Annotated in this window: 29 protein-coding genes; 20 read left to right on the top strand and 9 right to left on the bottom strand. The window is 74.1% G+C overall.

Annotated elements, in window-relative coordinates:
- Positions 1 to 197: 197 nt before the first annotated feature.
- Positions 198 to 662: a DIP1984 family protein gene (locus tag CLT75_RS25465; protein WP_121686279.1), complete on the bottom strand. Its 465-nt coding sequence runs from the start codon at positions 660 to 662 to the stop codon at positions 198 to 200.
- A 94-nt stretch (positions 663 to 756) separates the two neighbouring features.
- Complete coding sequence (locus tag CLT75_RS25460; RefSeq protein WP_135242792.1) at positions 757 to 1,242, bottom strand: carboxymuconolactone decarboxylase family protein; 486 nt, start codon at positions 1,240 to 1,242, stop codon at positions 757 to 759.
- A gap of 167 nt (positions 1,243 to 1,409) precedes the next feature.
- Here CLT75_RS25460 and CLT75_RS25455 point away from each other — a divergent pair, with 167 nt between their 5' ends.
- Both CLT75_RS25455 and CLT75_RS25450 read left to right on the top strand, forming a co-directional pair.
- On the top strand, positions 1,410 to 2,291 hold the full coding sequence (locus CLT75_RS25455; RefSeq protein WP_135242791.1) for an RNA polymerase sigma-70 factor: 882 nt from the start codon (positions 1,410 to 1,412) through the stop codon (positions 2,289 to 2,291).
- A gap of 56 nt (positions 2,292 to 2,347) precedes the next feature.
- Entirely contained in the window at positions 2,348 to 2,641 is a 294-nt protein-coding gene (locus tag CLT75_RS25450) for a hypothetical protein (RefSeq protein WP_047892875.1), read from the top strand.
- Positions 2,642 to 2,647: 6 nt separating this feature from the next.
- Here CLT75_RS25450 and CLT75_RS25445 read toward each other — a convergent pair whose 3' ends face one another.
- Complete coding sequence (locus CLT75_RS25445) at positions 2,648 to 3,421, bottom strand: SAM-dependent methyltransferase (protein WP_135242790.1); 774 nt, start codon at positions 3,419 to 3,421, stop codon at positions 2,648 to 2,650.
- A gap of 115 nt (positions 3,422 to 3,536) precedes the next feature.
- On the opposite strand from CLT75_RS25445, the gene CLT75_RS25440 reads away from it, so the two are divergent.
- Positions 3,537 to 4,019 (top strand): hypothetical protein, encoded by a 483-nt coding sequence (locus CLT75_RS25440; protein ID WP_135242789.1) that lies wholly within the window; start codon positions 3,537 to 3,539, stop codon positions 4,017 to 4,019.
- Here the strand turns inward: CLT75_RS25440 and CLT75_RS25435 are convergent.
- Together CLT75_RS25435 and CLT75_RS25430 are read right to left on the bottom strand one after the other, a co-directional pair.
- Positions 3,992 to 6,367, bottom strand: coding sequence for a glycosyl hydrolase family 65 domain-containing protein (locus CLT75_RS25435; protein WP_135242788.1), 2,376 nt, complete (start codon positions 6,365 to 6,367; stop codon positions 3,992 to 3,994). The genes CLT75_RS25440 and CLT75_RS25435 overlap by 28 nt on opposite strands.
- 107 nt (positions 6,368 to 6,474) lie before the next feature.
- Positions 6,475 to 7,251 (bottom strand): prepilin peptidase, encoded by a 777-nt coding sequence (locus CLT75_RS25430; RefSeq protein ID WP_135242787.1) that lies wholly within the window; start codon positions 7,249 to 7,251, stop codon positions 6,475 to 6,477.
- Between the two features lie 559 nt (positions 7,252 to 7,810).
- Here CLT75_RS25430 and CLT75_RS25425 point away from each other — a divergent pair.
- Genes CLT75_RS25425 through CLT75_RS25370 form a run of 12 tightly spaced genes read left to right on the top strand, consistent with a single transcriptional unit; the run spans position 7,811 to position 16,760 of the window.
- Entirely contained in the window at positions 7,811 to 8,377 is a 567-nt protein-coding gene (locus CLT75_RS25425) for a hypothetical protein (RefSeq protein WP_135242786.1), read from the top strand.
- The gene (locus CLT75_RS25420; protein ID WP_135242785.1) at positions 8,371 to 9,324 is read left to right on the top strand and encodes a hypothetical protein; all 954 of its coding nucleotides are present in this window, start codon (positions 8,371 to 8,373) and stop codon (positions 9,322 to 9,324) included. Before CLT75_RS25425 ends, CLT75_RS25420 begins: the two co-directional genes overlap by 7 nt.
- Positions 9,321 to 9,989 (top strand): SAF domain-containing protein, encoded by a 669-nt coding sequence (locus CLT75_RS25415; protein WP_135242784.1) that lies wholly within the window; start codon positions 9,321 to 9,323, stop codon positions 9,987 to 9,989. The genes CLT75_RS25420 and CLT75_RS25415 overlap by 4 nt, the downstream gene beginning before the upstream one ends.
- Positions 9,989 to 10,825, top strand: coding sequence for a P-loop NTPase family protein (locus tag CLT75_RS25410; protein WP_135242783.1), 837 nt, complete (start codon positions 9,989 to 9,991; stop codon positions 10,823 to 10,825). The genes CLT75_RS25415 and CLT75_RS25410 overlap by 1 nt, the downstream gene beginning before the upstream one ends.
- Positions 10,815 to 12,356: a CpaF/VirB11 family protein gene (locus CLT75_RS25405; protein WP_135242782.1), complete on the top strand. Its 1,542-nt coding sequence runs from the start codon at positions 10,815 to 10,817 to the stop codon at positions 12,354 to 12,356. Before CLT75_RS25410 ends, CLT75_RS25405 begins: the two co-directional genes overlap by 11 nt.
- Positions 12,299 to 13,252 (top strand): type II secretion system F family protein, encoded by a 954-nt coding sequence (locus CLT75_RS25400; RefSeq protein WP_436971608.1) that lies wholly within the window; start codon positions 12,299 to 12,301, stop codon positions 13,250 to 13,252. The genes CLT75_RS25405 and CLT75_RS25400 overlap by 58 nt, the downstream gene beginning before the upstream one ends.
- A complete protein-coding gene (locus tag CLT75_RS25395) occupies positions 13,249 to 14,115 on the top strand; it encodes a type II secretion system F family protein (RefSeq protein WP_135242780.1) in 867 nt (288 codons plus the stop codon). The genes CLT75_RS25400 and CLT75_RS25395 overlap by 4 nt, the downstream gene beginning before the upstream one ends.
- Before the next feature lie 23 nt (positions 14,116 to 14,138).
- Positions 14,139 to 14,348: a hypothetical protein gene (locus CLT75_RS25390; RefSeq protein ID WP_013283462.1), complete on the top strand. Its 210-nt coding sequence runs from the start codon at positions 14,139 to 14,141 to the stop codon at positions 14,346 to 14,348.
- Positions 14,348 to 14,830, top strand: coding sequence for a TadE family protein (locus tag CLT75_RS25385; protein ID WP_135242779.1), 483 nt, complete (start codon positions 14,348 to 14,350; stop codon positions 14,828 to 14,830). The genes CLT75_RS25390 and CLT75_RS25385 overlap by 1 nt, the downstream gene beginning before the upstream one ends.
- On the top strand, positions 14,827 to 15,300 hold the full coding sequence (locus CLT75_RS25380) for a TadE/TadG family type IV pilus assembly protein (protein ID WP_135242778.1): 474 nt from the start codon (positions 14,827 to 14,829) through the stop codon (positions 15,298 to 15,300). Before CLT75_RS25385 ends, CLT75_RS25380 begins: the two co-directional genes overlap by 4 nt.
- Positions 15,297 to 15,728 (top strand): pilus assembly protein TadG-related protein, encoded by a 432-nt coding sequence (locus CLT75_RS25375; RefSeq protein WP_135242777.1) that lies wholly within the window; start codon positions 15,297 to 15,299, stop codon positions 15,726 to 15,728. The genes CLT75_RS25380 and CLT75_RS25375 overlap by 4 nt, the downstream gene beginning before the upstream one ends.
- A 15-nt stretch (positions 15,729 to 15,743) precedes the next feature.
- The gene (locus CLT75_RS25370; RefSeq protein WP_135242776.1) at positions 15,744 to 16,760 is read left to right on the top strand and encodes a LysM peptidoglycan-binding domain-containing protein; all 1,017 of its coding nucleotides are present in this window, start codon (positions 15,744 to 15,746) and stop codon (positions 16,758 to 16,760) included.
- 1 nt (position 16,761) lies between these two features.
- Here the strand turns inward: CLT75_RS25370 and CLT75_RS25365 are convergent, their stop codons facing one another.
- Positions 16,762 to 17,613 (bottom strand): Rieske (2Fe-2S) protein, encoded by an 852-nt coding sequence (locus tag CLT75_RS25365; protein ID WP_135242775.1) that lies wholly within the window; start codon positions 17,611 to 17,613, stop codon positions 16,762 to 16,764.
- A gap of 110 nt (positions 17,614 to 17,723) precedes the next feature.
- Here CLT75_RS25365 and CLT75_RS25360 point away from each other — a divergent pair, with 110 nt between their 5' ends.
- Genes CLT75_RS25360 through CLT75_RS25350 form a run of 3 tightly spaced genes read left to right on the top strand, consistent with a single transcriptional unit; the run spans position 17,724 to position 19,160 of the window.
- A complete protein-coding gene (locus tag CLT75_RS25360; RefSeq protein WP_135242774.1) occupies positions 17,724 to 17,933 on the top strand; it encodes a type II toxin-antitoxin system VapB family antitoxin in 210 nt (69 codons plus the stop codon).
- Positions 17,930 to 18,355 carry a PIN domain nuclease gene (locus CLT75_RS25355; RefSeq protein ID WP_135242773.1) on the top strand — a complete coding sequence of 142 codons (426 nt, stop codon included), beginning with the start codon at positions 17,930 to 17,932 and terminating at the stop codon, positions 18,353 to 18,355. The genes CLT75_RS25360 and CLT75_RS25355 overlap by 4 nt, the downstream gene beginning before the upstream one ends.
- Positions 18,356 to 18,395: 40 nt before the next feature.
- Positions 18,396 to 19,160 (top strand): crotonase/enoyl-CoA hydratase family protein, encoded by a 765-nt coding sequence (locus tag CLT75_RS25350; RefSeq protein ID WP_135242772.1) that lies wholly within the window; start codon positions 18,396 to 18,398, stop codon positions 19,158 to 19,160.
- A 4-nt stretch (positions 19,161 to 19,164) separates the two neighbouring features.
- On the opposite strand, the gene CLT75_RS25345 is transcribed toward CLT75_RS25350, so the two are convergent.
- Complete coding sequence (locus tag CLT75_RS25345) at positions 19,165 to 20,649, bottom strand: FAD-dependent oxidoreductase (RefSeq protein ID WP_135242771.1); 1,485 nt, start codon at positions 20,647 to 20,649, stop codon at positions 19,165 to 19,167.
- 92 nt (positions 20,650 to 20,741) lie between these two features.
- Here CLT75_RS25345 and CLT75_RS25340 point away from each other — a divergent pair, with 92 nt between their 5' ends.
- The gene (locus CLT75_RS25340; RefSeq protein ID WP_135242770.1) at positions 20,742 to 21,842 is read left to right on the top strand and encodes a serine hydrolase domain-containing protein; all 1,101 of its coding nucleotides are present in this window, start codon (positions 20,742 to 20,744) and stop codon (positions 21,840 to 21,842) included.
- Between the two features lie 330 nt (positions 21,843 to 22,172).
- On the opposite strand, the gene CLT75_RS25335 is transcribed toward CLT75_RS25340, so the two are convergent.
- Both CLT75_RS25335 and CLT75_RS25330 read right to left on the bottom strand, forming a co-directional pair.
- Positions 22,173 to 23,495 (bottom strand): cryptochrome/photolyase family protein, encoded by a 1,323-nt coding sequence (locus CLT75_RS25335; RefSeq protein WP_135242769.1) that lies wholly within the window; start codon positions 23,493 to 23,495, stop codon positions 22,173 to 22,175.
- A complete protein-coding gene (locus CLT75_RS25330) occupies positions 23,492 to 24,418 on the bottom strand; it encodes a phytoene/squalene synthase family protein (RefSeq protein WP_135242768.1) in 927 nt (308 codons plus the stop codon). Before CLT75_RS25330 ends, CLT75_RS25335 begins: the two co-directional genes overlap by 4 nt.
- A 64-nt stretch (positions 24,419 to 24,482) precedes the next feature.
- On the opposite strand from CLT75_RS25330, the gene CLT75_RS25325 reads away from it, so the two are divergent.
- Positions 24,483 to 25,637 carry a polyprenyl synthetase family protein gene (locus CLT75_RS25325; RefSeq protein ID WP_135242767.1) on the top strand — a complete coding sequence of 385 codons (1,155 nt, stop codon included), beginning with the start codon at positions 24,483 to 24,485 and terminating at the stop codon, positions 25,635 to 25,637.
- Positions 25,638 to 25,656: the final 19 nt, after the last annotated feature.

Raw genomic sequence — 25,656 nt, 5'->3', positions numbered from 1 at the left:
CCCTCACCGTCGTGGATCTGCACCTGGTGGTGTGCCGTGCCCTGTGCGCCGTCACCTGTGTCCTGTGCTGGGCATGCGTTGTGTGCCGGGGAGTCGAACCCCTGCGCCTGCCCTCGGCGCGCCAGGAGTGAGCCGGATTGCCCGCCGGCTCTCGGGGGCGTGCACGCCTCCACGTCGGCTACCTGCTCCGCGACTCGTCAGTCCAGCAGGTCGACCTCCCAGTTCGTCCGCTGGATAGTGGTGTCCACCTCGCGGATCTGCCGGGCCAGGTCGTCGGCCTGCCGGCGCAACTCCGCCACCGGCAGCGCCGGGATCATCGTCAGCTCCGACCGTAGCTGACGGTAGCCGCGCTGGCCTTCGCCGGCGGCGGCGTCCGCCGCGGCGGTGACCACGCCGTGCCGCAGACGCAGTACGTCGCGACGCGCCAGCGCGTCGGTGAGGGTGCCGCCGTCCACCGTCGTGACGGCGTTGGTCCGGTTGATCCGTCGGATCAGCGTCTCCAGCTCACCCAGCACCTCACCCGCCTCGGCGAGCAGCGCCGAGGCGTCCTCGGCGGGCGTCTCGCCCTCCTGGTAGCGGGCGCTCGCGGTGATGCGGGAACGCAGCCGTTCGACGCGTCGCGCCGCATCCGCCCGCAGCGCAAGGGCCTCCGCAATCTTCATGGTCAGCAGTATGGCGACGGGGATCACGGGTGTCGTTCCGTTTTCCGCGGGTGGCCCGGCCCGGAGGTACCGGGCCGGGCCACCGCTTCGGCTCTCAGCTCATCGCCGCCGCGAACATGCCCGGCTCGTACGAGCCGCCGCGCTGGTGCACGAGCACCGCGAACCGGTTCGCCGCGTTGATCAGCCCGAGCAGGCACACCAGCGCGGCGATCTGGTCGTCGTCGTAGTGCTTGCGCACCTGCTCCCACGTCTCGTCGGACACGCCCTGATGGGCGTCGGCGAGCCGGGTGCCCTCCTCGGCGAACGCCAGCGCCGCGCACTCGGCCTCGGTGAACACCGTCGACTCGCGCCAGGCGGCGACCAGGTTCAGCCGGACCGCGCTCTCGCCGCCGGCCACCGCCTCCTTGGTGTGCATGTCGATGCACCAGCCGCAGCCGTTGATCTGGCTGGCCCGCAGCGACACCAACTCCTGGACGGTGCGGGGCAGCGACGACTGGTGGATCACCAGGCCCGCGCCGGCGAAGCGCTTCATGAACGTCGCGGAGACCTGGTTCTCGAACAGGTTGAATCGGGTCTGCATGGTGGCGCCCTCTCTGCTGGGGTGAATGTGGGACGACCACGAGATGCCGGGGACGCGTCCGGCGTGACGGCGAGGGCGGGTGAGGACCGCCACAGCGACCCGGTGTCACAGAACGACGGCGGCCGGCGTCTGGTGGGGAACGCAACCGAGCGGCGAAGGAGTCAGTCATGGCGGACCCGGCCACCGAGGACTTCCTCGCGCACCGGAACCTGCTCTTCACCGTCGCGTACGAGATGCTCGGCTCGGCCGCCGACGCGGAGGACGTGGTGCAGGAGACCTGGCTGCGCTGGGCCGGCGTCGACCTCGACGAGATCCGGGACCGGCGCGCCTACCTGGTCCGGATCGCCACCCGGCAGGCGCTGTCCCGGCTGCGCACGCTGGGCCGGCGCAAGGAGTCGTACGTCGGCTCATGGCTGCCCGAACCGCTGCTCACCGCGCCCGACGTCGCCGACGACGTGACGCTTGCGGAGAGCGTGTCGATGGCGATGCTGCTGGTGCTGGAGACGCTCACACCGACCGAGCGTGCCGTGTTCGTGCTGCGGGAGGTGTTCGACGTCGGCTACGACGAGATCGCCGAGACGGTCGAGCGGACCCCGGTCGCCGTGCGGCAGATCGCGCACCGGGCGCGGGCTCACGTCGCGGCGCGCCGCCCCCGGCGTACCGTCCCGGCGGCCGAGGCCCGCGACGCGCTCGACGCGTTCCGGCGGGCGGTCGAGACCGGCGACCTGGACGGGCTGCTCCGCGTCCTGGCCGCGGACGCGGTGCTGGTCGGCGACGGTGGCGGGATCAAGCAGGCCATCGCCCGCCCGGTCACCGGCGGCGACAAGGTGGCCCGCCTGCTCGCGGGCGGCTGGCGCCGGGTCGCGGCCGTGGCGTCGATGGAACCGGTGCAGGTCAACGGCTACCCGGCGCTGCTGGTACGCCTCGACGGCGAGCTGGACACGGTCGTCGCGGTACGCCTCGACGACGGCCGGATCAGCGGCCTCTACGCGGTGCGCAACCCGGAGAAGCTGTCCCACATGACCCGCGAGACGACGCTGCGCCGGTGACCGGCGGGAAGGCACGGCGGGAGGGCACGGCGGGCGGACCGTGCGACGATCGCCGGATGAGCAGCGCCGCTTCCCCCGACGTCAGCGCCCTCGCCATCAACGTCACGGTGCCGGAGGAGTTGCGCTGGACCGACACCCGGCGCGGCGAGGAGTTCACGCTGACCACGCTGAACATCCGGCTGCTACCGGACGGGCGGCTCGCCGCGAAGGCGTACGGCCGGCCCACAGCGGGTGGACGCGGCGCGTACGTGTCGTTCCGGGTGCCGGACCGGCCGGAACTGGCCGCGCTCGTGGCGGCGGCGGCCGACCGCGCCGCAGCGCTCTGGGCCGCGCACGGCGGCCTGGACTGACCGCGCTCAACGGCGGACGCCGACCCCGCCGTAGCCGTGCGACACCGCGGCCTGCGGCTCCCCGTCGGGCCGCCAGTCCGCCACCTTGACCAGGCCCGGCTCGACCAGCTCGTAGCCGTTGAGGAAGCGGGCCACCTCGTCGCGGGTGCGCGGCACGAGCGGGGAACTGCTGCGGCGGTAGATCGCGGTGCCCTGCTCGGTGGGCAGCGTCGGCAGGCCGTCCAGGGTGAGGTGGGACAGCGCGAGCACGCTGCCCGGGACTGTCGCGTCGCGCAGCGTCGCCACGGCCGCGTACGGGTCGTCGGCGTCCGGCACGAAGTGCAGCACCGCGAGCAGCAGCACCGCCACCGGCTCGCTCAGGTCGATGGTGTCCCGCAGCGTCGGGTCGGCCAGCAGCTCGCCGGGACGCCGCAGGTCGCCCTGGAGCACCACGGTGCGGCCGTCGGTGGGCAGCAACCGCCGGGCGTACGCGACCGCGACCTCGTCGTGGTCGACGTAGACCACCCGGGCGTCGGGGCGTACCGCGCGGACCACCTCGTGCACGTTGCCCTGGGTGGGCAGGCCGGCGCCGATGTCGAGGAACTGGCGTACGCCCTGATCGGCCGCCCAGCGCACGACCCGGCGCAGGAACGCGCGGTTGCTCTGCGCGGCGACGCCGGTATCCGGGAAGATCTTCAGGATCTCCTCGGCGGCGGCCCGGTCGGCGGCGAAGTTGTGGCAGCCGCCGAGGTAGTAGTCGTACATCCGGGCGACATTGGGTCGGTTCTCAGCCTCCGTCACGCCTCGATGTCTAGCACTCTGCGCGACACACCGCTGACCCGTCGTGTCGACGGTCCGGCCGATCCCGGTCTCCACCTGGTACGACGGTGGGACACGCCGGCGCGAGGAGGTTCCGATGACAGGTGAACGGGAGACGGTGGAGGTCGAGCCGGCGGTGTTCCGCGCCGTCTACGACTCGCCCGCGTCACTGCCCGGGCGGCACCGGTGGACCACCCCGGAGGCGGACGTGCGGCGGCTGGAGAAGCTGCTGAACATGCCGGCGCGCAGCATCGGCGCGCCGCTGTGGGTCAGCGGCGACGAGCCGGACTGCCCGAAGTGCGGGCGGCGGGTCACCTGGTACGACATCGTCGCGTCCGCGCTGCACGGCGTGCACGACCACACGATGATCGCGCGGGTGATCCTCGGCGAACGCAAGTACGTCAACACCGAGGTGCCGGACGCGATCCCGGGTGTCCACTGTGCCGACTGCCGCACCCCGATCACCGGGCTGCGCAGCTTCAAGTGCCACAACTGGGCGTACGCGTTCGAGGCGCTGGAGGAGGTCGTCGCCCGGATGTCCGGCCTGCCGGCTCAGTCGTCGCCGCCGGCCGCCTCCTGAGCGTGCCGTTCCGGACGGCGGCCGGGCGGGGCCTGCGGCTCGGGACCGGGGTCGGGCACCGGCGGCATCGGCCGGGTGACCGGCCCGTCGCCGGTGACGCGGAGCTGTTCGCCGTGGTGCCACAGCTCCACCGCGTCACCAGGCCCGGCGTCCGGCAGCTCGTAGCGGGCCTCCTGCGGCGTGAGCGTGACCCGCAGCCGGTGCCCGTCCCGGCGCAGGTGGAACGCCAGCCGGGTGATCGGCCGGGGTAGCCGCGGCTCGAACGCGAGCACGCCCCGGTCGTCGCGCAGCCCGCCGAAGCCCTGCGCCACCACCAGCCAGGCGCCGGCCAGGGACGCCAGGTGCAGCCCGTCGGCGGTCTTGTCGCCCAGGTCGGCGAGGTCCTGGAACGCCGTCTCGGCGAACAGGTCGTACGCCAGGTCGAGATGCCCGACCTCGGCGGCGAGGATCGCCTGCGCGGACGCCGACAGCGACGAGTCCCGGACGGTCCGCGCCTCGTAGTAGGCGACGTTGCGCGTCTTCTCCTCGGCGGTGAACTCCCCCGGGCAGCGCAGCATGGCCAGCACCAGGTCGGCCTGCTTGACCACCTGCTTGCGGTACAGCTCCTGGTAGGGGAAGTGCAGCAGCAGTGGGTAGTCGTCCTCGCCGGTGCCGGCGAAGTCCCACTCCGGCTGCGCGGTGAATCCGGCCGACTGCTCGTGCACGCCGCGCTTGCCGTCGTACGGGACGAACATGGCGTCGGCGGCGGCCCGCCAGCCGGCCACCTCGGCGGCGTCGACGCCGAGCCGCGCGGCCACCTCCGGGCAGTCCTGCGCGGCGTCGGCGGCGCCGCGCAGGTTCCGCCGGGCCATCACGTTGGTGAAGACGTTGTCGTCGACGAGCGCGGAGTACTCGTCCGGGCCGGTGACGCCGGTCAGGTGGAACGCGCCGCCGTCGTCGAAGTTGCCGTAGCCGTGCCACAGCCGGGCGGTCTCGATCAGCATCTCGGCGCCGCACTCGGCGAGGAACGCGGTGTCGCCGGTGGCCGCGACGTACCGCAGCACCGCGTCGGCGATGTCGGCGTTGACGTGCAGGCCCGCGCTGCCCGCAGGCCAGTAGCCGGAGCACTCCCGGCCGCTGAGCGTCCGCCACGGGTAGGTGGCGCCGGTCAGGCGCAGCTCGGCCGCACGCTCGCGGGCCTCGGGCAGGTGGGCGTGCCGCCAGCGCAGCGCCGAGCGGGCCAGCTCCGGCGCCAGGTACGTCAGCACCGGCAACACGTAGCCCTCGGTGTCCCAGAGCACGTGCCCGTCGTAGCCGTTTCCGGTCAGCCCCTTCGCCGGGATGGTCCGGTCGCCGTCGGCGCGGCCGGACTGGAGCAGGTGGAACACCGAGAACCGGACCGCGAGCTGCAACTCCGGGTCGCCGTCCAGCTCGACGTCGGCGGTGGCCCACGCCGCGTCGAGCGCGGCGCGCTGCTCGGCGAGCAGGGCGTCGAACCCGTCGTCGCGGGCCGTGTCCGCCTCCGCGACGACCAGGTCGGCCAGCTCACCGGCCGGGGTGCCGTCGACGTCGGCGCACTCGTACGCGGCGAACCGGGTGACCCGGATCCGCTCGCCGGGGCGTACCGGACCGGACAGCGCCAGCCGGAACCGGTCGGCGGTCAGCTCGGTGTCGGTGGCGATCTCGTCGGGCGCCTCGACCCGGTGCGCGACGGCGACGGCGACCCGCTGGCCGCTGCGCCCGGTCCGGTGCACGAGCACACCGTCGAGGCCGTCGTCGCGGCCGATCTCGCCGGTGAGCGGGTCGTGGATCACCGAGGCGGCCCGGGGGTCGTCGGCGCGTTCCGGCACCCGCTGGTTGGCGAGCAGGTCGGCGCCGACCCGCAGCCGGACCGGCTCGTCCAGCGGTTCGACAGCCCAGTCGACGGCGGCGACCGGACGGCGGGTCAGCGAGACCAGGCGGGTGCTGCGGATCCGCACACCCCGGCCACCCGGCGAGACCCACTCGGTCTCCCGCCGGACCACCCCGGCGCGCAGGTCCAGCTCCTGGTGGTGCCGCCGGATCGTGCCGGTGCCCAGGTCCAGCGGCTCGTCGTCGACCCAGAGCCGGATCAGGGCGGCGTTCGGCGCGCTGATCACGGTGTCGCTGCGTTCCGGGAACCCGTACCCGCTCTCCGGGTAGGTCAGCTCGTGCTGCTCGTGGAACCCGTTGAGGTAGCTGCCGGGCATGCCGCAGGGCTCGCCCTCGTCGAGCGTCCCGCGCCAGCCCACCCAGCCGTTGGCGAGCGCGAAGACGGACTCGGTCTCGCCCAGCCGGTCCAGGTCCGCGCTCGTGCGCCGGATCCGCCAACCGTCGTCGCCGTGCGGCACGTGCCCTCCCGAGTCCGAAGCCTGGACCGCCACCGAACCAGACCCGGCTGGGAGGTGGCTGGGACTCCGATACCCTGGCGAACCCGCCCGCACCTGCGGGTGGCCGATCACACGGTGACGAGCACCAGCGTGGCGGCGGTGCCGAACACCAGGAACGGCCCGAACGGCAGGTGCCCGGACCAGCGGACCCGCCGGGCGGCGAGCAGCGCCACCCCGGCCACCCCGGCGAGGAGGAGCGCGAGCACCAGCCCGGCCACCAGCACCGGCCAGCCGTACCAGCCGAGCAGCGCGCCCGCGCCGAGCGCCAGCTTGGCGTCGCCGAGGCCGAAGCCACGCCGCCCGAACAGCAGCGTGGTCGCGGCGAAGCCGCCGCCGAGCGCCAGGGCGGCCAGGACGGCGCGTACCAGCGGGTCGACGCCCGGACCGGTCAGCGCGGCCACCCCGAGCAGCGCCCACACGCCGCCGGCGGCCGGCCAGGTGAGCCGGTCGGGCAGGCGGTGCGCCATCGCGTCCACGATCGTCATCGGCACCGCCCAGACCAGCCACCACGCCAGCGCCAGCCGCGCGGCGGGCGCCCCGCCGGCGAACACCGGCACGGCCACCGCGAGCAGCAACGCCACCTCCACCACCGCGGGCGGCGCGCCGACCCGGGCCCGGCAGGCCGGGCACCGGGCCGCGGGGCCGAGCGCCGGCAGCGGCCGGTCCAGCCCGATCGGGGCGCCGCAGCCGTCGCACGCCGTCCGGTCCGGACAACCCGGCGGTACGGCGTAGCGCGCCACCGCCAGCCGGAGCAGGGGTACGACCGTCAGGGCGGCGGCCAGCCGGGCGCTCGGACGGCGGGCATCGGCCACCGGTCCGGTACGCAGCACCCGTTCAGCCGTCATGCCGGATCCCCCGTCCGGTCGCCGTGCGTTCCGTCGTGGAGCACGCAGAGTGATTTATCGGCCGCGCGGATGTGACGGGGGAAGCCCGCGGCGGCGTGCGGCGCGACGCGCGACCGGCCGGGACGAGCCAGGGCGTGAACCCCGCCGGACCGGCGGGACGGATCGGACGAGCGGCACGCTCCCCACCCATACCGGCGGCCCGTCGCCACCGCCGCGGCGCGTACGGGTGAGCACACACCAGCCGGCCCGGAACCCCGCCGAAGCCCGCTCGTCACCGTGGTGACACACACCGGCCACCACCTCCCGTCTTCACTCACCGTGTTCACGTGAATTGCCTCTGTTGCATCGGCGGACGTGAGCCTATGCTCGCCCCTTGGGTACGACGCAACCCCCGATCAATTGGCGTCGGAGGAGTCAGGGCACAGAATCCGCAACGATCAGTACAGGTCAATACAAGTGGTGGCGACGGGGGCCCGGAGTGACAGTTCCGGGCGCGCTTCCGCATGCCCGGAGCGGGTCGGCGTGATCGCCCCGGGCCGGCACCGAGGAGGGATCGGCGTTGCGCACACGGCAATCCCGCCGATGGGAAATCTTCCTGCTCAGCGTCGTGCTGGTGGTCGGCTCGACCGGCTGCGGCACCGAGCCGGAGGCGGCCACCCGTCCGCTGACCGGCCGCGCCGCCGCACCCGCCGCCCATTCCAGCGCCGAGGAGAACGCGGCCGGAAAAGCGGCTCTGGCCGCCTATTCCGGCTATCTCGACGCGTCTCGGGCAGCCAGTGCGCGTAGCGATCCGTCCCATCCCGCTCTGACCCGTTTTCTGGCTGATCCGCTGCTGACTCGGGTGCGAATGGCGATTCTCGACGCGAAGGAGCATGGCGCGATGCGTACCGGGAAACTGCTCTCCGACCCCGAGGTCGTGTCGGTCGACCTGACCGCGCGCCCGCCCACCGTCGAGATCCAGGACTGCCTGGACGCGAGCGGCTACCGGCTCGTCTACGCCAAGGACCGCAAGGCCGTGCCCGGCACGCGCGGCGGGCGCTACCTGGCCACCGCCACGGCGGTCCGGTACCCGGACGGCCGGTGGCGCATCAACGGCGGTGCCGCGCACCAGGACCAGCCGTGCTGACCTGGGGAGGAAGGGGTGTCCCGGCCCGGCCGGCCCGGGCCGGGGCGCTTCGCCGGCTGCTGCTCGCCGCCGGCCTGGCCGCGCTGCTGACGCTCACCGGCGCACCCGCCCGCGCCGCCGACCCCGGTGGCTCGTGCCCGCCCGAACAGACCGACTGCGACGTCTGGGACGACGACCCCGGCACCCCCGGCGGACCGGGCGGACCGGGTGGGCCGGGTGGTGGCGGGGACAACGGCGGCGGGGGCGGCGGCACCCCGAAGTGCCAGTGGAACGGCCGGGCCATCCCCTGCTACCACCCGATTCTCGGCTGGTTCAACAACGCCGACGGCTGCTACTACAAGCTCGAAGAGCCGCAGGAAGAGGCGCCTCCCGGCAAGCAGTGGTACCAGCTCACCTGCAACGGCGGCGACCTCGGCAGCCTGCGCCGGGCGCTTCTCGACGCCCCGCCGCCCGGCTACGGCGCGCCGCCGGACCCGGAGGAACTGGCCCGCCGCGCGCTGGCCTCGATCTCGCTGCTCCCGCCCCGGGCCGCAGTGGCGCCCCGGCGCAGCCAGGGCCCCGGCCTGGTCGGGCTGCCCGTCTGGATGTGGGCCAGCCCGGGCGCGGCGTACTTCGGGCCGCTGTCCGCGTCCGCCTCCGACCGGGGACTGACCGTGGAGATCACCGCGAAGGTGGACCGGATCGTCTGGCACATGTCCGACGACATCGACGTCACCTGCGACGGGCCGGGCACGCCCTACCGGGCCGACGGGCCGAGGGCCGGCTCCACCTCACCGGACTGCGGTCTCGACCAGGGCTATCCGACGGCCGGCACCTACCAGGTGAGCGCCACGACGTTCTGGACCGTCGAGTGGTCCGGCGGCGGCGAGAGCGGCGTGATCGCCCAGAGCCGGTCCAGCGGCGTCGTCCTGGTACAGATCAACGAGCTTCAGGTGGTGACCCGATGAGTGTCGTGGCAGCCCGCAACGGAACCCCGGTGGAGGCGCCGGTCGCGCCGCCGAAGGTGGTCCGGCAACGACGCGTCCGCCCCGGCCTGCTCGGCCTGGCGGTCCTGCTGATCGCCCTCGGCGGTCTGGGCGCCGCGTTCGCGGTCACCTCGGTCCGCTCCACCGGCACGTACCTGGCCGTGGCCCGGCAGGTCGACGTGGGACAGCAACTGAGCGCCGACGACCTGGTGCCGGTACGCGTCTCCGGCGGCCGGGAACTCCGGCCGGTGCCCGCCGACCGGATGAACGAGGTGCTGGGGTTGCGGGCGGCCGTCCGGCTCACCCCCGGCACGCTGCTCACCGAGGCGCAGCTCACCGAGGCCCCGCTGCTCGGCGCCGGTCAGCAGCAGATCGCGCTGGGGCTGGAACCCGAGCAGGTGCCGGCCCGCAAGCTGCACCCCGGCGACAAGGTGCTGCTGGTCAGCACGCCGTCGAACGCCACCGGCGGCGGTTCGGAGGCGTCCCGTGGCGGCGGCACCCGGTTCGAGGGCACCGTGATCGACACCGCCACGCCGCAGAACGGCGACGTGGTGGTCTACCTGGCGCTGGCCGTACGGGACGTGCCCGCTGTCGTGGCGCTCGCCGCCGACGACCGGATCGCGCTCGTGCTCACCGAGGCGGCCTGATGGCGGTCATCGCCCTGGTCTCGGCGAAGGGTTCGCCGGGCGTCACCACCGCCGCGCTCGCCGCCGCGCTGAGTTGGCACCGGCGGCTCGTGCTGGCCGAGTGCGACCCGGCGGGCGGCTCGATCCTCGCCGGTTACCTCGGCGGGGCGCTGGACGGCCCGCGCGGCATCGGCGAGCTGGCGGTGGGTGAGCTGCGCGACGGCAGCCTGGAGCACGCGTTCTGGTCCCAACTGGTCGACCTGGACGCGCCCCGCCGCGAGCGGCTGCTGCTACCAGGCGTGGTGGACCCGGCCCAGGCCGGCAGCGTGATCCCGCTCTGGCAGCGCTTCGCCGACTACTTCACGGGGCTGGAACGGGGCGAACCGCCGTACGACGTGCTCGTCGACTGTGGCCGGCTGGCAGTGGGCGGTCCACCGTGGCCGCTGCTACGGGCCGCCGCGGTGGTACTGCTCGTCACCCGCGCGCACCTACCCGACCTCTCCGCCACCCGGGCCACCGCCCGCGCGATCGAGCGGGACCTCACCGAGCACCGCGTACCGCCCGGCACGCTGCGCCTCCTCGTCGTCGGGGACGGACACGGCACCAGCGAGATCAGCAAGGCGCTGCGGCTGCCGGTGATCGCCCGCCTGCCGCACGACCCGCGTACCGCCGAGGTGCTCGCCCACGGCGGCACCGTACGGGCCAATCGGCCGCTGATGCGTGCGGCCGGCGCCCTGGAGGTGCCGGTACGGGCGCTGCTGGACCGGCGGCGCGCCCGGCTGGCCTGGCCCGGGGCGGCAGCCACACCGCGCGCGGTGACCGCGCCGAGCGTGCCGGGGGTGTCCGGTGCGGTTTGAGCCGGTATCCCACGACCCGCGCGTCCAGCATCCGGGCGTCGTCTCCACGGTCCCGCCGCTGGCCCCGCCGAACGGGCGGCACCACGTACCCGGTCCGATGCCCGCCGCGCCGGCGGTGCCACCGCCACGTCCCCGAGTCGACTTCGCCGTGGTCCGCGAGCTGCGCCGGGAGCTGAGCGAGCGACTCACGCACTGGCAGCGCGGACGCGAGTTCGACGCCGACGCCGAAGAGGTCGAGCGCGCGCGGCTGGCGGTAGCCGTGGTGTCCGCGTACGCCGACTCGGTACGCCGGGCCGGCACGCCGATGGCGGCGGACGAGGAACGGCTGCTGCTCGACCAGGTGACGGCCGAACTCGTCGGGCTGGGCCGGCTCCAGACGCTGCTCGTCGACGACAGCATCGAGGAGGTGCACATCCTCGGCTGCGACCAGGTGCGCATCACCCGGCACGGCGGGGGCGTCGACTGGGCCGAGCCGATCGCCGAGACCGACGACGAGCTGGTCGAGATCCTCCAGGCGGCGGCCCGCCGGGCCGGTGCCACCGAGCGGTCGCTGTCCACCTCGAAGCCCACGCTCGACCTGCAACTACCGGACGGCAGCCGGCTCGCCGCCGTGTTCCTGGTCAGCCACCGCCCGTACGCGGTGATCCGCAAGCACAACACGCTCGAAGTGAGCCTGGAGGACATCGCGGGCGGCCGGCCCGACCTGGACGAGATGATCGACCCGCTGCTGCGGGACTTCCTCCGCGCGTCCATGCGGGCCGGGCTGAACATCATGGTCGCCGGGCTCGCCGGGGCCGGGAAGACCACTGTCATCCGCGCGCTGATGGACGAGATCCCGGCCGACGAGCCGTACGTGCTGCTGGAGGAGAGCCGGGAACTGCTGCCGGCCCGGCGCGGGCACAAGCACCGGGCGGTGATGAGCTTCGAGTCCCGGGAGGGGCACGGCGAGCGCGGCGCGGACGGGCGGCCGGCGGGTGAGGTCAGCATCGCCGACCTGATCCCGGTGTCGCTGCGCATGGGCGTGCTGCGGATCATCGTCGGCGAGGTGCGGTCCCGGGAGATCGTGCCGATGCTCCAGGCGATGACCACCAGCCGCGGGTCGATGTGCACCATCCACGCGCGTACGCCCTCGGGGGTGAGCGAACGCATCATCGAGCTGGCGCTGTCCCACGGCCGGGAGATGACTGTCGACCAGGCCCGCCGGATGGCCGGTAACGCGCTCGACCTGATCGTCTACGTGACGGTCGAGGACGAGACAGCGATCGGCGGGCGCAAGCACCGGTTCGTCTCGCACGTCGAGGAGGTCATCGGCGTCGGCGAGGGCAACCGGATCACCACGACGACCGTCTTCGGCCCCGGGCCGGACGGCCGCGCGGTCCCCCGCCACCTGCCCGAACGCATCCGCGACCAGCTGCTGCGCGTCGGCTACGACGCCCGCCTGCTCACCCGGTTCGTCGAGGCGGGCATGGGCGCGTGGCGGCGGCCCCGGCACACCCGCCTCGGGGCGCGGCCGAGCGGAGGCCCGGCGTGACGCAGATCGAACTGATCGCCCTGGTCTCCGGCGCCGCCTGCGTGGCCGGGCTGGTGCTGACAGTCGTCGCGCTCGTCGGCACCCGCCGCCCGCCGGGTCCGGCGCCCGGTACCGGGCCGGGCCTGAGCCGGCTCTGGACCGGCTCCGGCGCGAGCCGCGCCGACCAGCGCCGCTACCAGCTCCTGCTCGGCGCCGCTGTGGTCGCCGGGGCGGCGGCGTTCCTGCTCACCGGGCTACCCGTGGTCGGCCTGCTGGTGGCGCTCGCGGTGCCGGGCGTGCCGTGGCTGTTCGCGGTCGGCCGGGCCGAGCAGCGGGCCATCGCCCGGGTCGAAGCCGTAGGCGAGTGGACTCGCCGCCTCAAGGACATCTCGGCCACCGGCCAGGGACTCCAACAGGCGATCATCGGCACCATCGCCACCGCACCGGAGGAGATCCAGGAGGAGGTACGCACACTCGCCGCCCGCCTCCAGGCCGGCTGGCTGGCCCGCTCCGCGCTGCTCGCCTTCGCCGACGAGATCGCCGACCCGGTCGCCGACCAGGTGGTGGCCGCGCTGATCCTGCACCTCACCGACCGGGGCGAGCGCCTCGGCGACGTGCTCGGGTCGATCGCCACCGCCGCCTCGGCCGAGGTGGCGACCCGGCGCGAGGTCGAGGCGAAGCGCACCCAGCCCCGGTTCGCGGTCCGCTTCCTCACCGGCATGACGCTGGCGACGCTCGCGTACGGGCTGGTGAACAGCGACTACATCCGTCCCTACGGGACGGTGACCGGTCAGCTCGTGATGGCGGTGCTCGGCGCGGCGTTCGTCGGCCTGCTGGTCTGGGTGCGCTCGATGAGCCAGCCGCCCCGGCCGGCGCGGTTCCTGCCGGCGCCCGACCTGGAGGAGGCGATCGCGTGAGCGCACTCAACTGGCAGCTGGCGATCGCGGTGCTCGGCGGGTGCGCGGTCGGGCTCGGGTTGTTCCTCGTCGTCCGCGAGGCGCTGCCGGCCACCCCGGCGCTCGGTCCGGCGCTGCGCCGGCTGCACCAGCCACCCGGCCAGGCCCCGGCCGCCGGCGCCGGGCCGGACTGGCTCGGCGGGTTCGCCCGCTGGCTGCGCCCGCCGCACCGGCAGCTCGCGCTGCTCGACCGCACCCCGGAGCAGTACGCGCTGTCGGTGCTGCTGTCGGCGCTCATCGGGTTCGCCACCCCGGCGGTCGCCTCGGCGGTGCTCTTCGTCGGCGGGGTGGCGCTGCCGGTGGCCGTACCGGTGGTGGCCAGCCTGGGCCTGGCCCTCGGCGCCGGTCTGCTCGCGCACCGCGCGGTCCTCGCCAAGGCCGACGCCGCCCGGGACGAGTTCCGGCAGGCGGTCTGCACCTACCTCGACCTGGTGGCGTTGCAGTTGTCCGCCGCGCACGGCCCGGTGCAGTCGCTGGAACGCGCGGCGGCGGTCTGCGACGGCTGGGTCTTCGACCGGATCCGGGAGGCGCTGCGGCTCGCCCAGCTCCAGATGCACTCGCCCTGGGACGAGTTGCAGGAGCTGGCCGAGCGGATCGGCATCCCGGAGCTGGGTGACGTGGGCGCCATCATGCGCTCCTCCGGCAGCGAGGGCGCCCAGGTGCACGAGACGTTGCGGTCCCGCGCCGACTCGCTGCGCGACCAGATCCGCACCGACAACCTGGCCCGGGCCGAGGGGGTCACCAGCAAGTTGGACATCCCCGGCTCGCTGCTGGTGTTCGTCCTGCTCGGCTTCGCCGTCTATCCGTTCCTCGCCCGTCTGTGAACCCACCCGAGAAGGAGACGACCATGCACCTGTACGCCTACCTGTACGTGGCGGTGAGCACCCGCCTCGCCGAGCTGCGCCGGGACTCCGAGCGCGGCGACAGCCCGGTGCCGACCGCGGTGATCATCTTCGGCCTGGTCGCGGTGGCCATGGCGGTCACCGGGCTCGCCCTGGCCAAGGCGAACAACTGGATGAACGCCATCCCGAACAACACGGCGCCGCAGGCCCCGTGATGCCCCGCCCCGCCCGTACGGTCCGGAGCCGGCCGGCGTCTGCCGGCCGGCTCGCCGGCCCGCCCGGTCCGGGGCGGTTCGCCGCCGCCCTGCGCGCCCGCCTGGCCGAGGGCGAGCGGGGCGCCAACCCGGTCGAGCTGGCCGTGGTGATGCCGGTGATCCTGGTGATGCTGTTCGGCTCGATCCAGGTCGCCGTCTGGTTCGTGGCCCGGTCCACAGCGCTGAACGCCGCGCAGACCGCTGTGAACGCCCAGCGCACGATCGACGCCGGGCCGGACGCCGGCCGGCAGCGGGCGATCAGCTTCCTGCAACAGTCCGGGGACTGGCTGGTCGGCTGGGAGCAGACCGGCCCGACCTGCGTCGAGAGCGCCACCGGCGTCACCTGCACGGTGCAGGGACGCTCCCTGTCGGTCATCCCGGGCGTCTCGTTCGAGGTCACGCAGACCGCGCACGGCCCGGCCGAACGCTGGACCACGGGATGAGCGCCGGGGCGCGGCGGGACCGGGGTTCCGTCTCGATCGAGGTGGCGGTGCTCGCGCCCGCCTTCATCGGGCTGATGGTGCTGGCCGGGGTCGCCGGGCGGACCGCGATCGCGGACGAGGCGGTGGAGACGGCCGCCCACGACGCCGCCCGGGCCGCCTCGCTCGCCCGTAACGCCGACGACGGTGCGGAGGCCGCCGAGACGGCCGCCTGGGACCAGCTCGGCTGGGCGGGGCTGAACTGCACCGGCCAGCCCCAGCTCGATCTCGCGGGCTCGGTGGCCGGGACGACGACGAGTTTCGCCGCCGCGTACCAGAGCGCCGCAGGCGTGCCGGCGACCGTGACCGTCACGGTGACCTGCACCGTCTCCTTCGACGACCTGAGCGCGCCCGGCCTGCCCGGCGTGCCGGGTGGCAAGACCGTCTCGGCGAGCTTCACCTCGCCGCTGGACACCTACCGGAGTCGCGGATGACCGGGCGGCGCGAGGCGGAGAACGGCCGGGTGAGCCTGTTCCTGGCCGTGGCGATGACGGGCGTACTCGCGATCATCGGCCTCGCCTACGACGGCGCGGGTCAACTGCGCACGCTCCAGCGCGCGGACAACCTGGCCGCCGAGGCGGCCCGCGCCGGCGGCCAGATGATCGACCGGGCGCGGGCCATCGAGGGCGGCCCGAAGCGGATCGACCAGGTCGCCGCCCGCGCCGCTGTCGCCGCCTACCTCGACGCCGCGGGCGGCGTCCAGGACCACGAGGTCGACTTCCCCGTGGTCGGCACCGAGACCCAGATCCGGGTGAGCGTGCAGATCACCTACAGCCGGGACCTGCTGAGTCTGTTCGGCGTGCAAGAGACCGCCACCGTCACCGGTGAGGCCACCGCTCGGGCGCTCACCGGACCACCGTAGGAAGGGAAGGCCGCCATGGGCGCACCCCGACGCTCCCCCGTCCGCCGCGCCGGCCAGGTTCTCACCGGCCTCGGCGCCCTCGTCGTGCTCGTCGGCGTGCTGGCCGGCGGGCCGGTCGCGCTGCTGGCGTTCGCCGGCAACCCGCTGCCGGATCACCTGCCCACGCTGGCCGAGGTCGGTACGGCGTTGACCAGCCGCGACGACGGTCAACTGTTCCTGCGCGCGCTGGCGGTGGTGGGCTGGTTCGGCTGGGCCACGTTCGCGTTCTCCGTCGTGGTGGAGCTGCTCGCCGCGGCGGTACGCCGGCCGGCGCCGAAGCTGCCCGGCATGCACCGCCAGCAGAAGGCCGCAGCCGCCCTCGTCGGTTCGGTCGCGTTGATCCTGGTCGCGAGCCCGGCCGCGGCGAGTGCCGCCGCGCTGACCGCCCCGCAGCCGGCGGTCGCCGCCGTCACCTCACCGGCCGTGGCCGCGAGCCAGGTCACCGCGCCGGCCCCGGTCGCGTCGAAGGCGGACGACCCGGCCGTGTACCGGGTGGCGAAGGGCGACTACCTGGGCGAGGTGGCGGATCGCTATCTGGACGACTTCGACAGGTACAAGGAGCTGGCCCGGCTGAACCGGCTCGCCGACCCGGACCGGATCCGCCCGGGTCAGCTCATCACGCTGCCCGAGGGCGCGACGGATTCGGGTGCCCGGCGGCACGCCGCCGGACGGATCGTGGTCACCGAGCCGGCCGAGACGGCGCCGGTGAAGCCCGGTGGCGGCGGCGCCTCGTCGACCACCCCGAAGGCGAAGCCCAAGCCCACGCCGCGCGACGCGACCCCCACGGTGGAGGCGCCTGTCGGTCAGCCGCCGGCCATGTCGGCGGGCGCGTCCCGGGCCACCGCCGAGGAGGGCATCAACCGCCCGCTCGCCATCTCGGCAGTGCTGGCCGTGGCGAGCATCGTCGGCGCGCAGATCGGCGCGCTGCTCGGATTGCGCAAGCGGCCGGTACCGGCCCGGGCGCTGTCCAGCGGGCGGCACCGGCGGGACTGACTCAGGGCAGCCGCGCCTCGACCCGGCCGGACACCACGCGGGTGGGCAGCACGACCTGGTCGTTGGCGGCCGGGCCGTGCACCACCTCGCCGCCGTCGAGCCGGAACGCGCTGCCGTGCCAGGGGCAGACCACGCAGGCGTGGCCGTCGACCTGCTCGATCGTGCCCTCGCCGAGCGGGCCGCTCTGGTGCGGGCAGCGCTCCAGCATGACGGTCACGTCGTCGCCGTCCCGGTAGAGGATCACCGAGACGTCGTCGATCTTCTTGGTGACCAGTTCGTGCCGGGGCAGGCTGCTCAGGTCGCCGACCCGGTGCCAGCCGTCGCTGATCAGGTGCAGCTCGGAGACGCTCTGGCTGGCCTGGGCGCCCTGCTTGTACGCGAGGTGCCCACCCAGGTACGCCCCACCGCTCGCGGCGGACAGGCCCAGGTAGGACAGCGTCCGGCCGAGGCCGTGCCGCCCGTTGAGCCGGGCCGCCAGCGAGCCGGCGAACAACGCCAGGCCGACAGTGTTGGCGGCGGCGTGCACCAGCCCGACCCGGCGCTGGTCGCGGGAGAGCGTGGCCCAGTCGTTGAGCCCGGCGACCGCCGCGGGCAGCGCGCTGACCGTACCGAGACCCACCAGGGCGGTGGCGGCGCGGCGCTGGCCGGGCAGCAGATCCACCACGGCGGCGGAGATCCAGGCGCCGACCGGCACCTGCACCATCGCGGGGTGCAGCGGATGGCCGAGCCACACGCCGTGCAGCGCGTCGCGTACCCGCTGGGAACGCAGCGTGCCCTGGACGGCACGCTGCAACCGGTCACCCACCCGGTCGAGACCGGTGGCCTGTTCGAGCTTCGTCAGTAGTTCGCGCACCCGTTCCGACTTCCCGGCAGGAGAGCCCCCAAACCGGACGCCCCGGAATTCCCTCGCACGGCACCGCCGCTAGATATACTCAAGCGGCTGACCGTATATAGGGAGCCGCGATGACCAAGATCCTGGTGGACGTCGACGACGAGGCGCTCGCGGATGCCGCCGAGGCGTTCGGCACGAAGACCAAGAAGGACACGGTGAACGTCGCGCTCCGCGAGGGCGCGGCGAGACTGCGCCGCGCCCGCGCGCTGGCGGAGCTGGCCGAGCGCGCGCAGGCCGGTGACTTCGACGAACTGCTCGACAAGGGCGCTTACCGCTCGTGAAGCTGGCCGACTACCTGATCGACACCAGCGCCCTCGTCCGGCTCCTGCGCGACCGCGAGGTGCTGGCGCGCTGGGACCAGCAGGTGACCGCCGGTCTGCTCGCCGTCTGCCCGCTGGTCGAGCTGGAATTCCTCTACACCGCCCGGTCCGTCGCCGACCGGACGCGCCTGGCGGAGCAACTCCGGGCCGCCTTCGGCTGGGTGACGATGCCGGACCGGATCTACGAGCGCGCCGCCGAGATCCAGGGCGAGCTGACCGCGCGGGGGACGCACCGCTCGGCGGGCGCGGTCGACCTGCTCGTCGCCGCCACCGCCGAGTACCACGGGCTCTCGCTGCTGCACTACGACCGGGACTTCGACCAGGTCGGGGCCGTCACCGGCCAGCCCATGCGCTGGCTGGCCCGGCCCGGCACGATCAAATAGCCCGTAGCCGCGACGGCGCCGTCGCGGGCATGCTGGGCCCATGGGGGTACGCGTCGAGCACGCCGGTGCCGTGACCACTGTGATCCTGGACCGGCCCGAGGCCCGTAACGCCGTGGACGGGCCGACCGCACGAGCGCTGGCCGACGCGTTCCGCGCGTTCGACGCCGATCCGGACGCGGCGGTCGGCGTGCTCTGGGGCGCGGGCGGCACGTTCTGCTCCGGTGCCGACCTCAAGGCCGTCGGTACGCCGCGCGGCAACCGGGTCGAGCCCGACGGCGACGGGCCGATGGGCCCCACCCGGATGCGGCTGTCCAAGCCGGTGATCGCCGCGATCTCCGGGTACGCGGTGGCCGGCGGCCTGGAACTGGCGCTCTGGTGCGACCTGCGGGTCGCCGAGTCGGACGCCACGCTGGGCGTGTTCTGCCGCCGGTGGGGCGTACCGCTGATCGACGGTGGGACGGTCCGGCTACCCCGGCTGATCGGGGAGAGCCGCGCGATGGACCTGATCCTCACCGGCCGCCCGGTGGGCGCCGACGAGGCGTACGCGATGGGTCTGGTCAACCGGCTGGTCGCGCCGGGTGGGGCCCGCGCGGCGGCCGAGGAGCTGGCCGCCGCTATCGCCCGGTCGCCGCAGACGTGCCTGCGCAACGACCGGGCGGCGGTGCGGGACGGCGCGGGGCTGCCGGAGCCGGAGGCGATGGCGGCCGAGCTGGCCTACGGCCTGGAGTCGCTGGCGGTGGACGGGGTACGCGGCGCCGGCCGGTTCGCCGACGGGGCCGGCCGGCACGGTGCGCCGGCCGGCTGAGGCGTCACTTCAGCGCGCGCAGCGCGTCGGAGATGGCGCGGTGGAACGTCGGGTACGCGTAGATCATGTGTCGGAGCTGGCTGATCGGCACCGCCGCGTGCACCGCCACGACGAGCGCGGAGAGCACCTCGCCGCCGGCCGGTCCGGCCGAGGTGGCACCGACGAGGACGCCCTGGTCGGCGTCGGCGATCAGCTTGATGAACCCGGCGTTGCCGGTCTTGTGGATCCAGCCGCGGGCCGACGAGGTGAGGTCGGCGTACCCGACCTGGACGTTGACGCCGCGCTCACGGGCCTGCTGTTCGGTGAGGCCGACCGCGCCGACCTCGGGGTCGGTGAACGTGACCCGGGGCAGCGCCCGGTAGTCGGCGACCGAGACGCTGCCAGGCGCTGCTGTCGACCTGCCCGCGCTCATCGCGCCGCCGACCGCGCTGACCACCCCGGCCGCGCCGCCGACCACACTCGCGGTGCCGCTGGCGTCCGGGCCTCCCTTGGTACGCCGCATGTGGTCGAGTACGTCCGCCACCACGATGCCGGCCTGGTACATGGCGATGTGGGTGAACGCGCCCTCGCCGGTGAGGTCGCCGACCGCCCAGATCCCGTCGGTTACGTGCATCCGGTCGTTCACCGGCAGGTAGCGCTGCCCGGCGTCCACCCCGACCGTGTCCAGGCCCAGCTCCTCGAGGTGCGCCTTGCGGCCGGTCACCACGAGCAGCTTCTCGCCGGTGAACTCGGCGCCGTCGGCGTACACGGTGAACGTGCCGCCGTCGTGGCCGACCCGGCCGGCCTTGACCCCGGTGTGGATCTCCACCCCGTCGGCGCGCAGCGCGTCGGCGGCGAGCGCTGACGCCTCCGGCTCCTCGACCGCGAGCACCCGGTCGGCCGCCTCGATGACAGTCACCCGGACGCCGAACCGGGCGAAGACCTGGGCGAGTTCCAGCCCGATCGCGCCGCCGCCGAGCACCAGCAGCGACGCGGGCAGTTCCTCGACCTCGATGGCCTGGTGATTGGTCCAGTACGGCGTGTCGGCCAGCCCGTCGATCGGCGGGACCGAGGGCCGGGTGCCGGTGCCGAGGACCACCCCGTAGCGCGCCTGGAACACCTGGTCGCCGACGCGTACCCGGTTCGGGCCGTCGAGCCGCCCGCTTCCCCTGACGAACCGGCCGCCCTTGCCGGTGAAGCGGTCCACCGCCACCTTGTCGTCCCAGGTGTCGGTGGCCTCGGCGCGGATCCGCTTCGCCACCGGCGCCCAGTCGGGCCGCACCTGGGCGGACCCGGCCAGCTCGTTGACCCGGTGCGCCTCGGCCAGCGCGTTCGCCGCCCGGATCATCATCTTGCTCGGCACGCACCCCCAGTAGGGGCACTCACCGCCGACCAGGTCCCGTTCGATGCCGACCACGGTGAGGCCGGCCTCGGCGAGCCGCCCGGCGACCTCCTCGCCGCCGACGCCGAGCCCGACCACTACTACGTCCACCAGTTCCGGCTCCGCCATTCCGCAAGCATTCCGTACCTTCGGGACACCGGCCACCGCACCGGGCCCGAATTCCCGCGCTCGTCACGAACGCGACCGCCTACCGTGGCCGCATGCACACGCGCTTCACCCCGGTCCGGGACTGCTTCCACGACCTGTTCGCCACCGGCCGGGAGACCGGCGCGTCGCTGGCGGTGTGGCACGACGGCGTACCGGTGATCGAGCTGGTGGGCGGCACCACCGCTGCGGTCCCGCCCGGCGCTGTCGTACCGGCTTCCGGGGCGGACCGGCCGTGGCGACCGGACACGCTCGTAGACGTCTACTCGACCGGCAAGCCGGTGGTCGCGCTCTGCCTGCTTCTGCTCGTCGACAAGGGCCGGGTCGACCTGGACGCGCCGGTCTCGGCGTACTGGCCGGGGTTCCGCGCCCCGGCCACCGTCCGGCAGGTGCTCGCCCACACCGCCGGGCTGCCCGCCTTCCCGGTGGCCCGGCCCGCCGCCGCCATCGCCGACTGGGACCTGCTCTGCGCCGACCTGGCGGCGGCCGAGCCCGAGTGGACGCCGGGCGCCGTCGCGGCCGAGCACGCCTGGACGTACGGGCACCTGGTGGGCGAGCTGGTCCGCCGGGTGGACGGACGCTCGGTGGGCCGGTTCCTGGCCGAGGAGATCGCCGGACCGTGGCGCCTGGACCTGGCCTTCGGGCTCGGTGAGGCCGACCGGCGGCGGTGCGCCGATCTGTCGTACGCGGATCCGGCCTGGCCGGACGCGATGCGCGGCGAGCCGGGCTCGTTGCGGGCGCGGGCGCTGGACAACCCGCCGGGCGGGCGCGACGTCGCGATGGTGAACAGCGACCTGTGGCGGGCCGCCGAGATCCCGGCGGTGAACCTGCACGCGACCGCCGCCGGGCTCGCCCGGCTGTACGCGGGCCTGCTCGCCGGCGGCACCCTGGACGGGGTACGCCTGTTCAGCCCGGAACTGGTCACCGAGGCGACGCGCGTGCAGCACAGCGGACCGGACCTGCTGCTGGACCGGCCGGTGGACTGGACGCTCGGCATGCAGTGGGAGCCGGACGGCAGTTGGGGCATGGGCGGGATCGGCGGCAGCAGCGCCTGGGCCGACCCGGAACGCGGCTACACCTTCGCGTACGCGACCGCCCGGCTGGCCGACCACGACCGGGTGGAGGAGCTGGTCGAGGCGTTGCACTCCTGCCTCTGACTGTCGGTCACCCTCGGTAATTCCGAGCCATCGTCACGCAGCGCATTCGTCCGGCCGGGCGGCCCTGTCTTCCCTTTTCCCACTTTGCTCTGCAGCCATCGGCGCAGCACCGCGCTGAGCAGGGATTTCCTCGCAGGTCCCGAAAACCGCGCGAGGCCCGGGTGGTGACGTTCCGCAACCGGTGCGGATATGGCTGCAGAGCAAAGGGGACCGGAGGTGGACAGTGCCGGCCGGGCACGCGATCACCGACAGTCACCGAGGAAGCCGGCCCCTGAGGCGCGGGAGGTCTGCGCAGGCGGCGTTCGTGATCGTGCGCGGGCCACTCAGCGGTCAGCGGAGCCAGACCGGGTCGGCGCCCGGCACCTCCAGCGGCGGCGGGTAGTCGAGCGTGCGGCGTACCTCGTCGGGCAGCCGCCACGGCTGGTGCACCGCCTTGCCCGCCACCGACGCCAGCTCGGGCACCCAGCGCCGCACGTACCCGCCGTCGGGGTCGTAGCGCTCGGCCTGCCGTACCGGGTTGAAGCCGCGGTACGGCCGGGTGTCGTTGCCGGTGCCGGCCACCCACTGCCAGTTGCCCGAGTTGTTGACCCGGTCGCCGTCGAGCAGCCACCGGAAGAAGACCTCCAGGCCGGGCCGCCAGTCCAGCCCGAGGTGCTTGGTCAGGTAGCCGGCGGTGACCAGCCGGGCCCGGTTGTGCATCCAGCCCTCGGCGCGCAACTGGCGCATGCCCGCGTCCACGATCGGCATGCCGGTCCGCCCCTCGGCCCAGGCGTCGAACGCGTGCGCGTCGTCGCGCCAGTCCTCCCGCGCGCCGCGCCGATACGCGACCGTGGACAGGTCGGGGAAACCGGCCACCACCTGGTGGTAGAAGTCGCGCCAGCAGAGCTGCCGGACGAAGGGTCCGTCCCGGTCACCCGCCCGGTTCGCCACCGCCAGCGGCGACACGCACCCGAAGCGCAGGTACGGGCTGAGCCGCGACGTCTCGTCGCCGGCCATGTCGTCGTGGATGTCGTCGTACCGATCGAGGGTGGGCAGCCAGGCGGTGAGCCGGCGCCTGGCGACGGTCTCGCCACCGACGGCGGCATCCTGGCTGTCGCCCTTCGGCGGGTCCGGCAGCCGGCCCGGGTCGACGCCGTCGGGCAGCCGGACCCGCTTCGGCGCGGCCAGCTCGTCCCGCCACCGCGCGCCCCGCCAGGCTCGGAAGTACGGGCTGAAGACGCGGTAGTGGTCGCCGCCACCGGGCCGCAGCGCGCCCGGCTCGACGATGGTCAGGCCGGGGAACAGGCGCAGGAACATCCGGTGCCTGTCGCACTCGGCACGCAGGCGGCGTTCCCGGCGGTGCGCGTAGCGGCTCACGTCGGCGGAGAGCCCGATGCCCTCGGCGCCCACCTTCCGCGCCAGCGCGACCGTCTCGGCCACCGGGTCGCCGCGCCTGACCACCAGGTCGCCGCCGCGCTTGCGCAGCGCCTCGCGCAGGTCGGCCAGGCTCTGGTGCAGGAACCGGGTGCGGTTCGGCGAAAGCTTCTGCAACGCCGGGTCGAGCACGTAGAGCGGCACCACCCGGTCGAACGCGGAGCAGGCGGCGGCGAGCGCCGGATGGTCGTGCACCCGCAGGTCACGGGTGAACAGCACCACCGCCGTCCGGCCGGTCATCCGGCCAGGGCCGGTTCCAGTGCCGGGCCGGGCACCCGCACCGGCGTGCCCGACGGGGTGAGCAGCGCCCGCGCGGCCACCGCCATCCGGCGCCGCCGCGGCACCAGGGCACGGCGGACGAAGACGTCGTAGTCCTGCGCGGCCACCTCGTCGAGGATGCCGCCGTAGAGCGCGTACGCGGTGCGCATGCACGCCTGCGAGGCCGGCTCCAGCAGCGGGATGCCCGGTGCGGCGGCGACGTAGTGGGCCTGGGCGCGGGTCACCTCGTACTCGATCAGCTCGCGGATGCGCGGCGTGGTGCGGCCGGCGGCCTTCGCGGCGAGCAGATCGTCGCGGGTGAGGTCGAACTTGGCCATGTCCTCGTCGGGCAGGTAGGTCCGGCCCCGGTCGAGGTCCTCGGCGACGTCCCGGATGAAGTTGGTGAGCTGGAACGCGAAGCCGAGCTGACGTGCGGGCTCGCGGGCGGCGGCCGGGTCGGAGCTGCCGAGGATCGGCAGCATCATGGTGCCGATGACAGCGGCCGAGCCCTCCATGTAGTCGAGCAGGTCGTCGTAGGTCGGGTACGACATGACCGTCAGGTCCATCGCCATGCTGCGCAGGAACGACGCGAAGTCGTCGCGGTCCAGGTCGAACACGGCGATGGTGTGCAGCACCGCGGGCAGCAGCGGGTCGTCGACCGACGCACCGCGCAGCCCGGCGACGAATCGATCCGACCAGTCGCGCAGCCGGGCGGCGCGCTCGGCCGGCGGCAGGTCCTCGGTGCGGTCGACGATCTCGTCCGCGTACCGGGTGAAGCCGTACAAGGCGTGCACATGTCGCCGTTTCCAGGCGGGGAGCAGCCGGGTGGCGAGATAGTAGGTACGGCCGTGACGCCGGTGCAGCTCGCGGCAACGGTCATAGGCAGCGGTCAGATCCGTGTCCATCGGCCCTCCTCAGTTTCGACGCAGCAATCGACGCAACTCGTAACCCTAGGGTACGCTCGCCGACATGGCCAACGACGCAGTTGCGGGTAATGCGCTCCGCGTCGCGCCGGCTCAGCCCGGGGCGACGGACGATCCGGTCCGCGGCGTACTGGCCGCGTTCACGAAAGACCTGATCAAAGGGGTCGATGAGACGCTGGCGGCGTTCCTGGCCGCGGAAGTCGAATCGCTCACCGAGATCGACGCAGCGATGGGTGGTTTCGCCGCGACGGCACGTGACTGCGTGCTGGCCGGCGGCAAACGGGTCCGTCCCACGTTCGCGTACTGGGGATGGCGAGGTGTGGTCGGCGGTGAGGAACCGCTGTGCTCGGTGCTCCCCGCGCTGTCCGCGCTCGAACTCCTGCACACGTTCGCGCTGGTCCACGACGACGTGATGGACGCCTCCGACACCCGGCGCGGGCTGCCCACCGCGCACCGGGCCGCCGCCGCCCGGCACCGGGCCGCCGGGCACACGGGCGACCCCGACCGGTACGGCGAAGCCGTCGCCGTCCTCATCGGCGACCTGTGCATGGTGTGGGCCGACCGGCTCATGGCACACGCGGCGGTCCCGGCGGACCGGCTGCTCGACGTGCGCCGCTGCTACGACCAGATGCGGGTCGAGACGGTCGCCGGGCAGTTCCTGGACGTGCTCGGCGAGAACGACTCGGCGAGCTGGACCGTCGACCGGGCGCTGCGGGTGGCCCGGTACAAGACCGCCAGCTACACCGTCCAGCGTCCGCTGCTGTTCGGTGCCTGCCTGGCCGGCGCCGACGCGGACGACCCGCTCATCGCCGCGTACACCCGGTACGGGCTGGCCGTCGGCGAGGCGTTCCAGCTCCGCGACGACCTGCTGGGCGTCTACGGCGACCCGGAGACCACCGGCAAGCCGGCCGGGGACGACCTTCGTACCGGCAAGCCGACAGCGCTGCTGATGCTGGCCCGGCAGCTCGCCGACCCCGCGCAGCGCCGCGCGTTGGAGCGGGCCGGCTCGGTCACCGCGGCACACGACGTGGACCGGCTGGCCGACGTGGTCCGGGACACCGGGGCCACCGCCCGGGTGGAGCGGATGATCTCCGACCGGGTGACCGAGGCGCTCGCCGCGCTCGGCACCGCACCGATCGACGAGACCGCGCGCACCGCGCTGACCGGCCTCGCCACCGCCGCCACGGCGCGGCGGGCATGATGAGCAACTTCGTGAGCAA

Source organism: Micromonospora sp. CNZ285, from assembly GCF_004637285.1.
Note: the sequence above shows the minus strand (reverse complement) of the source record. Positions and strands in the feature narration are given on the sequence as shown.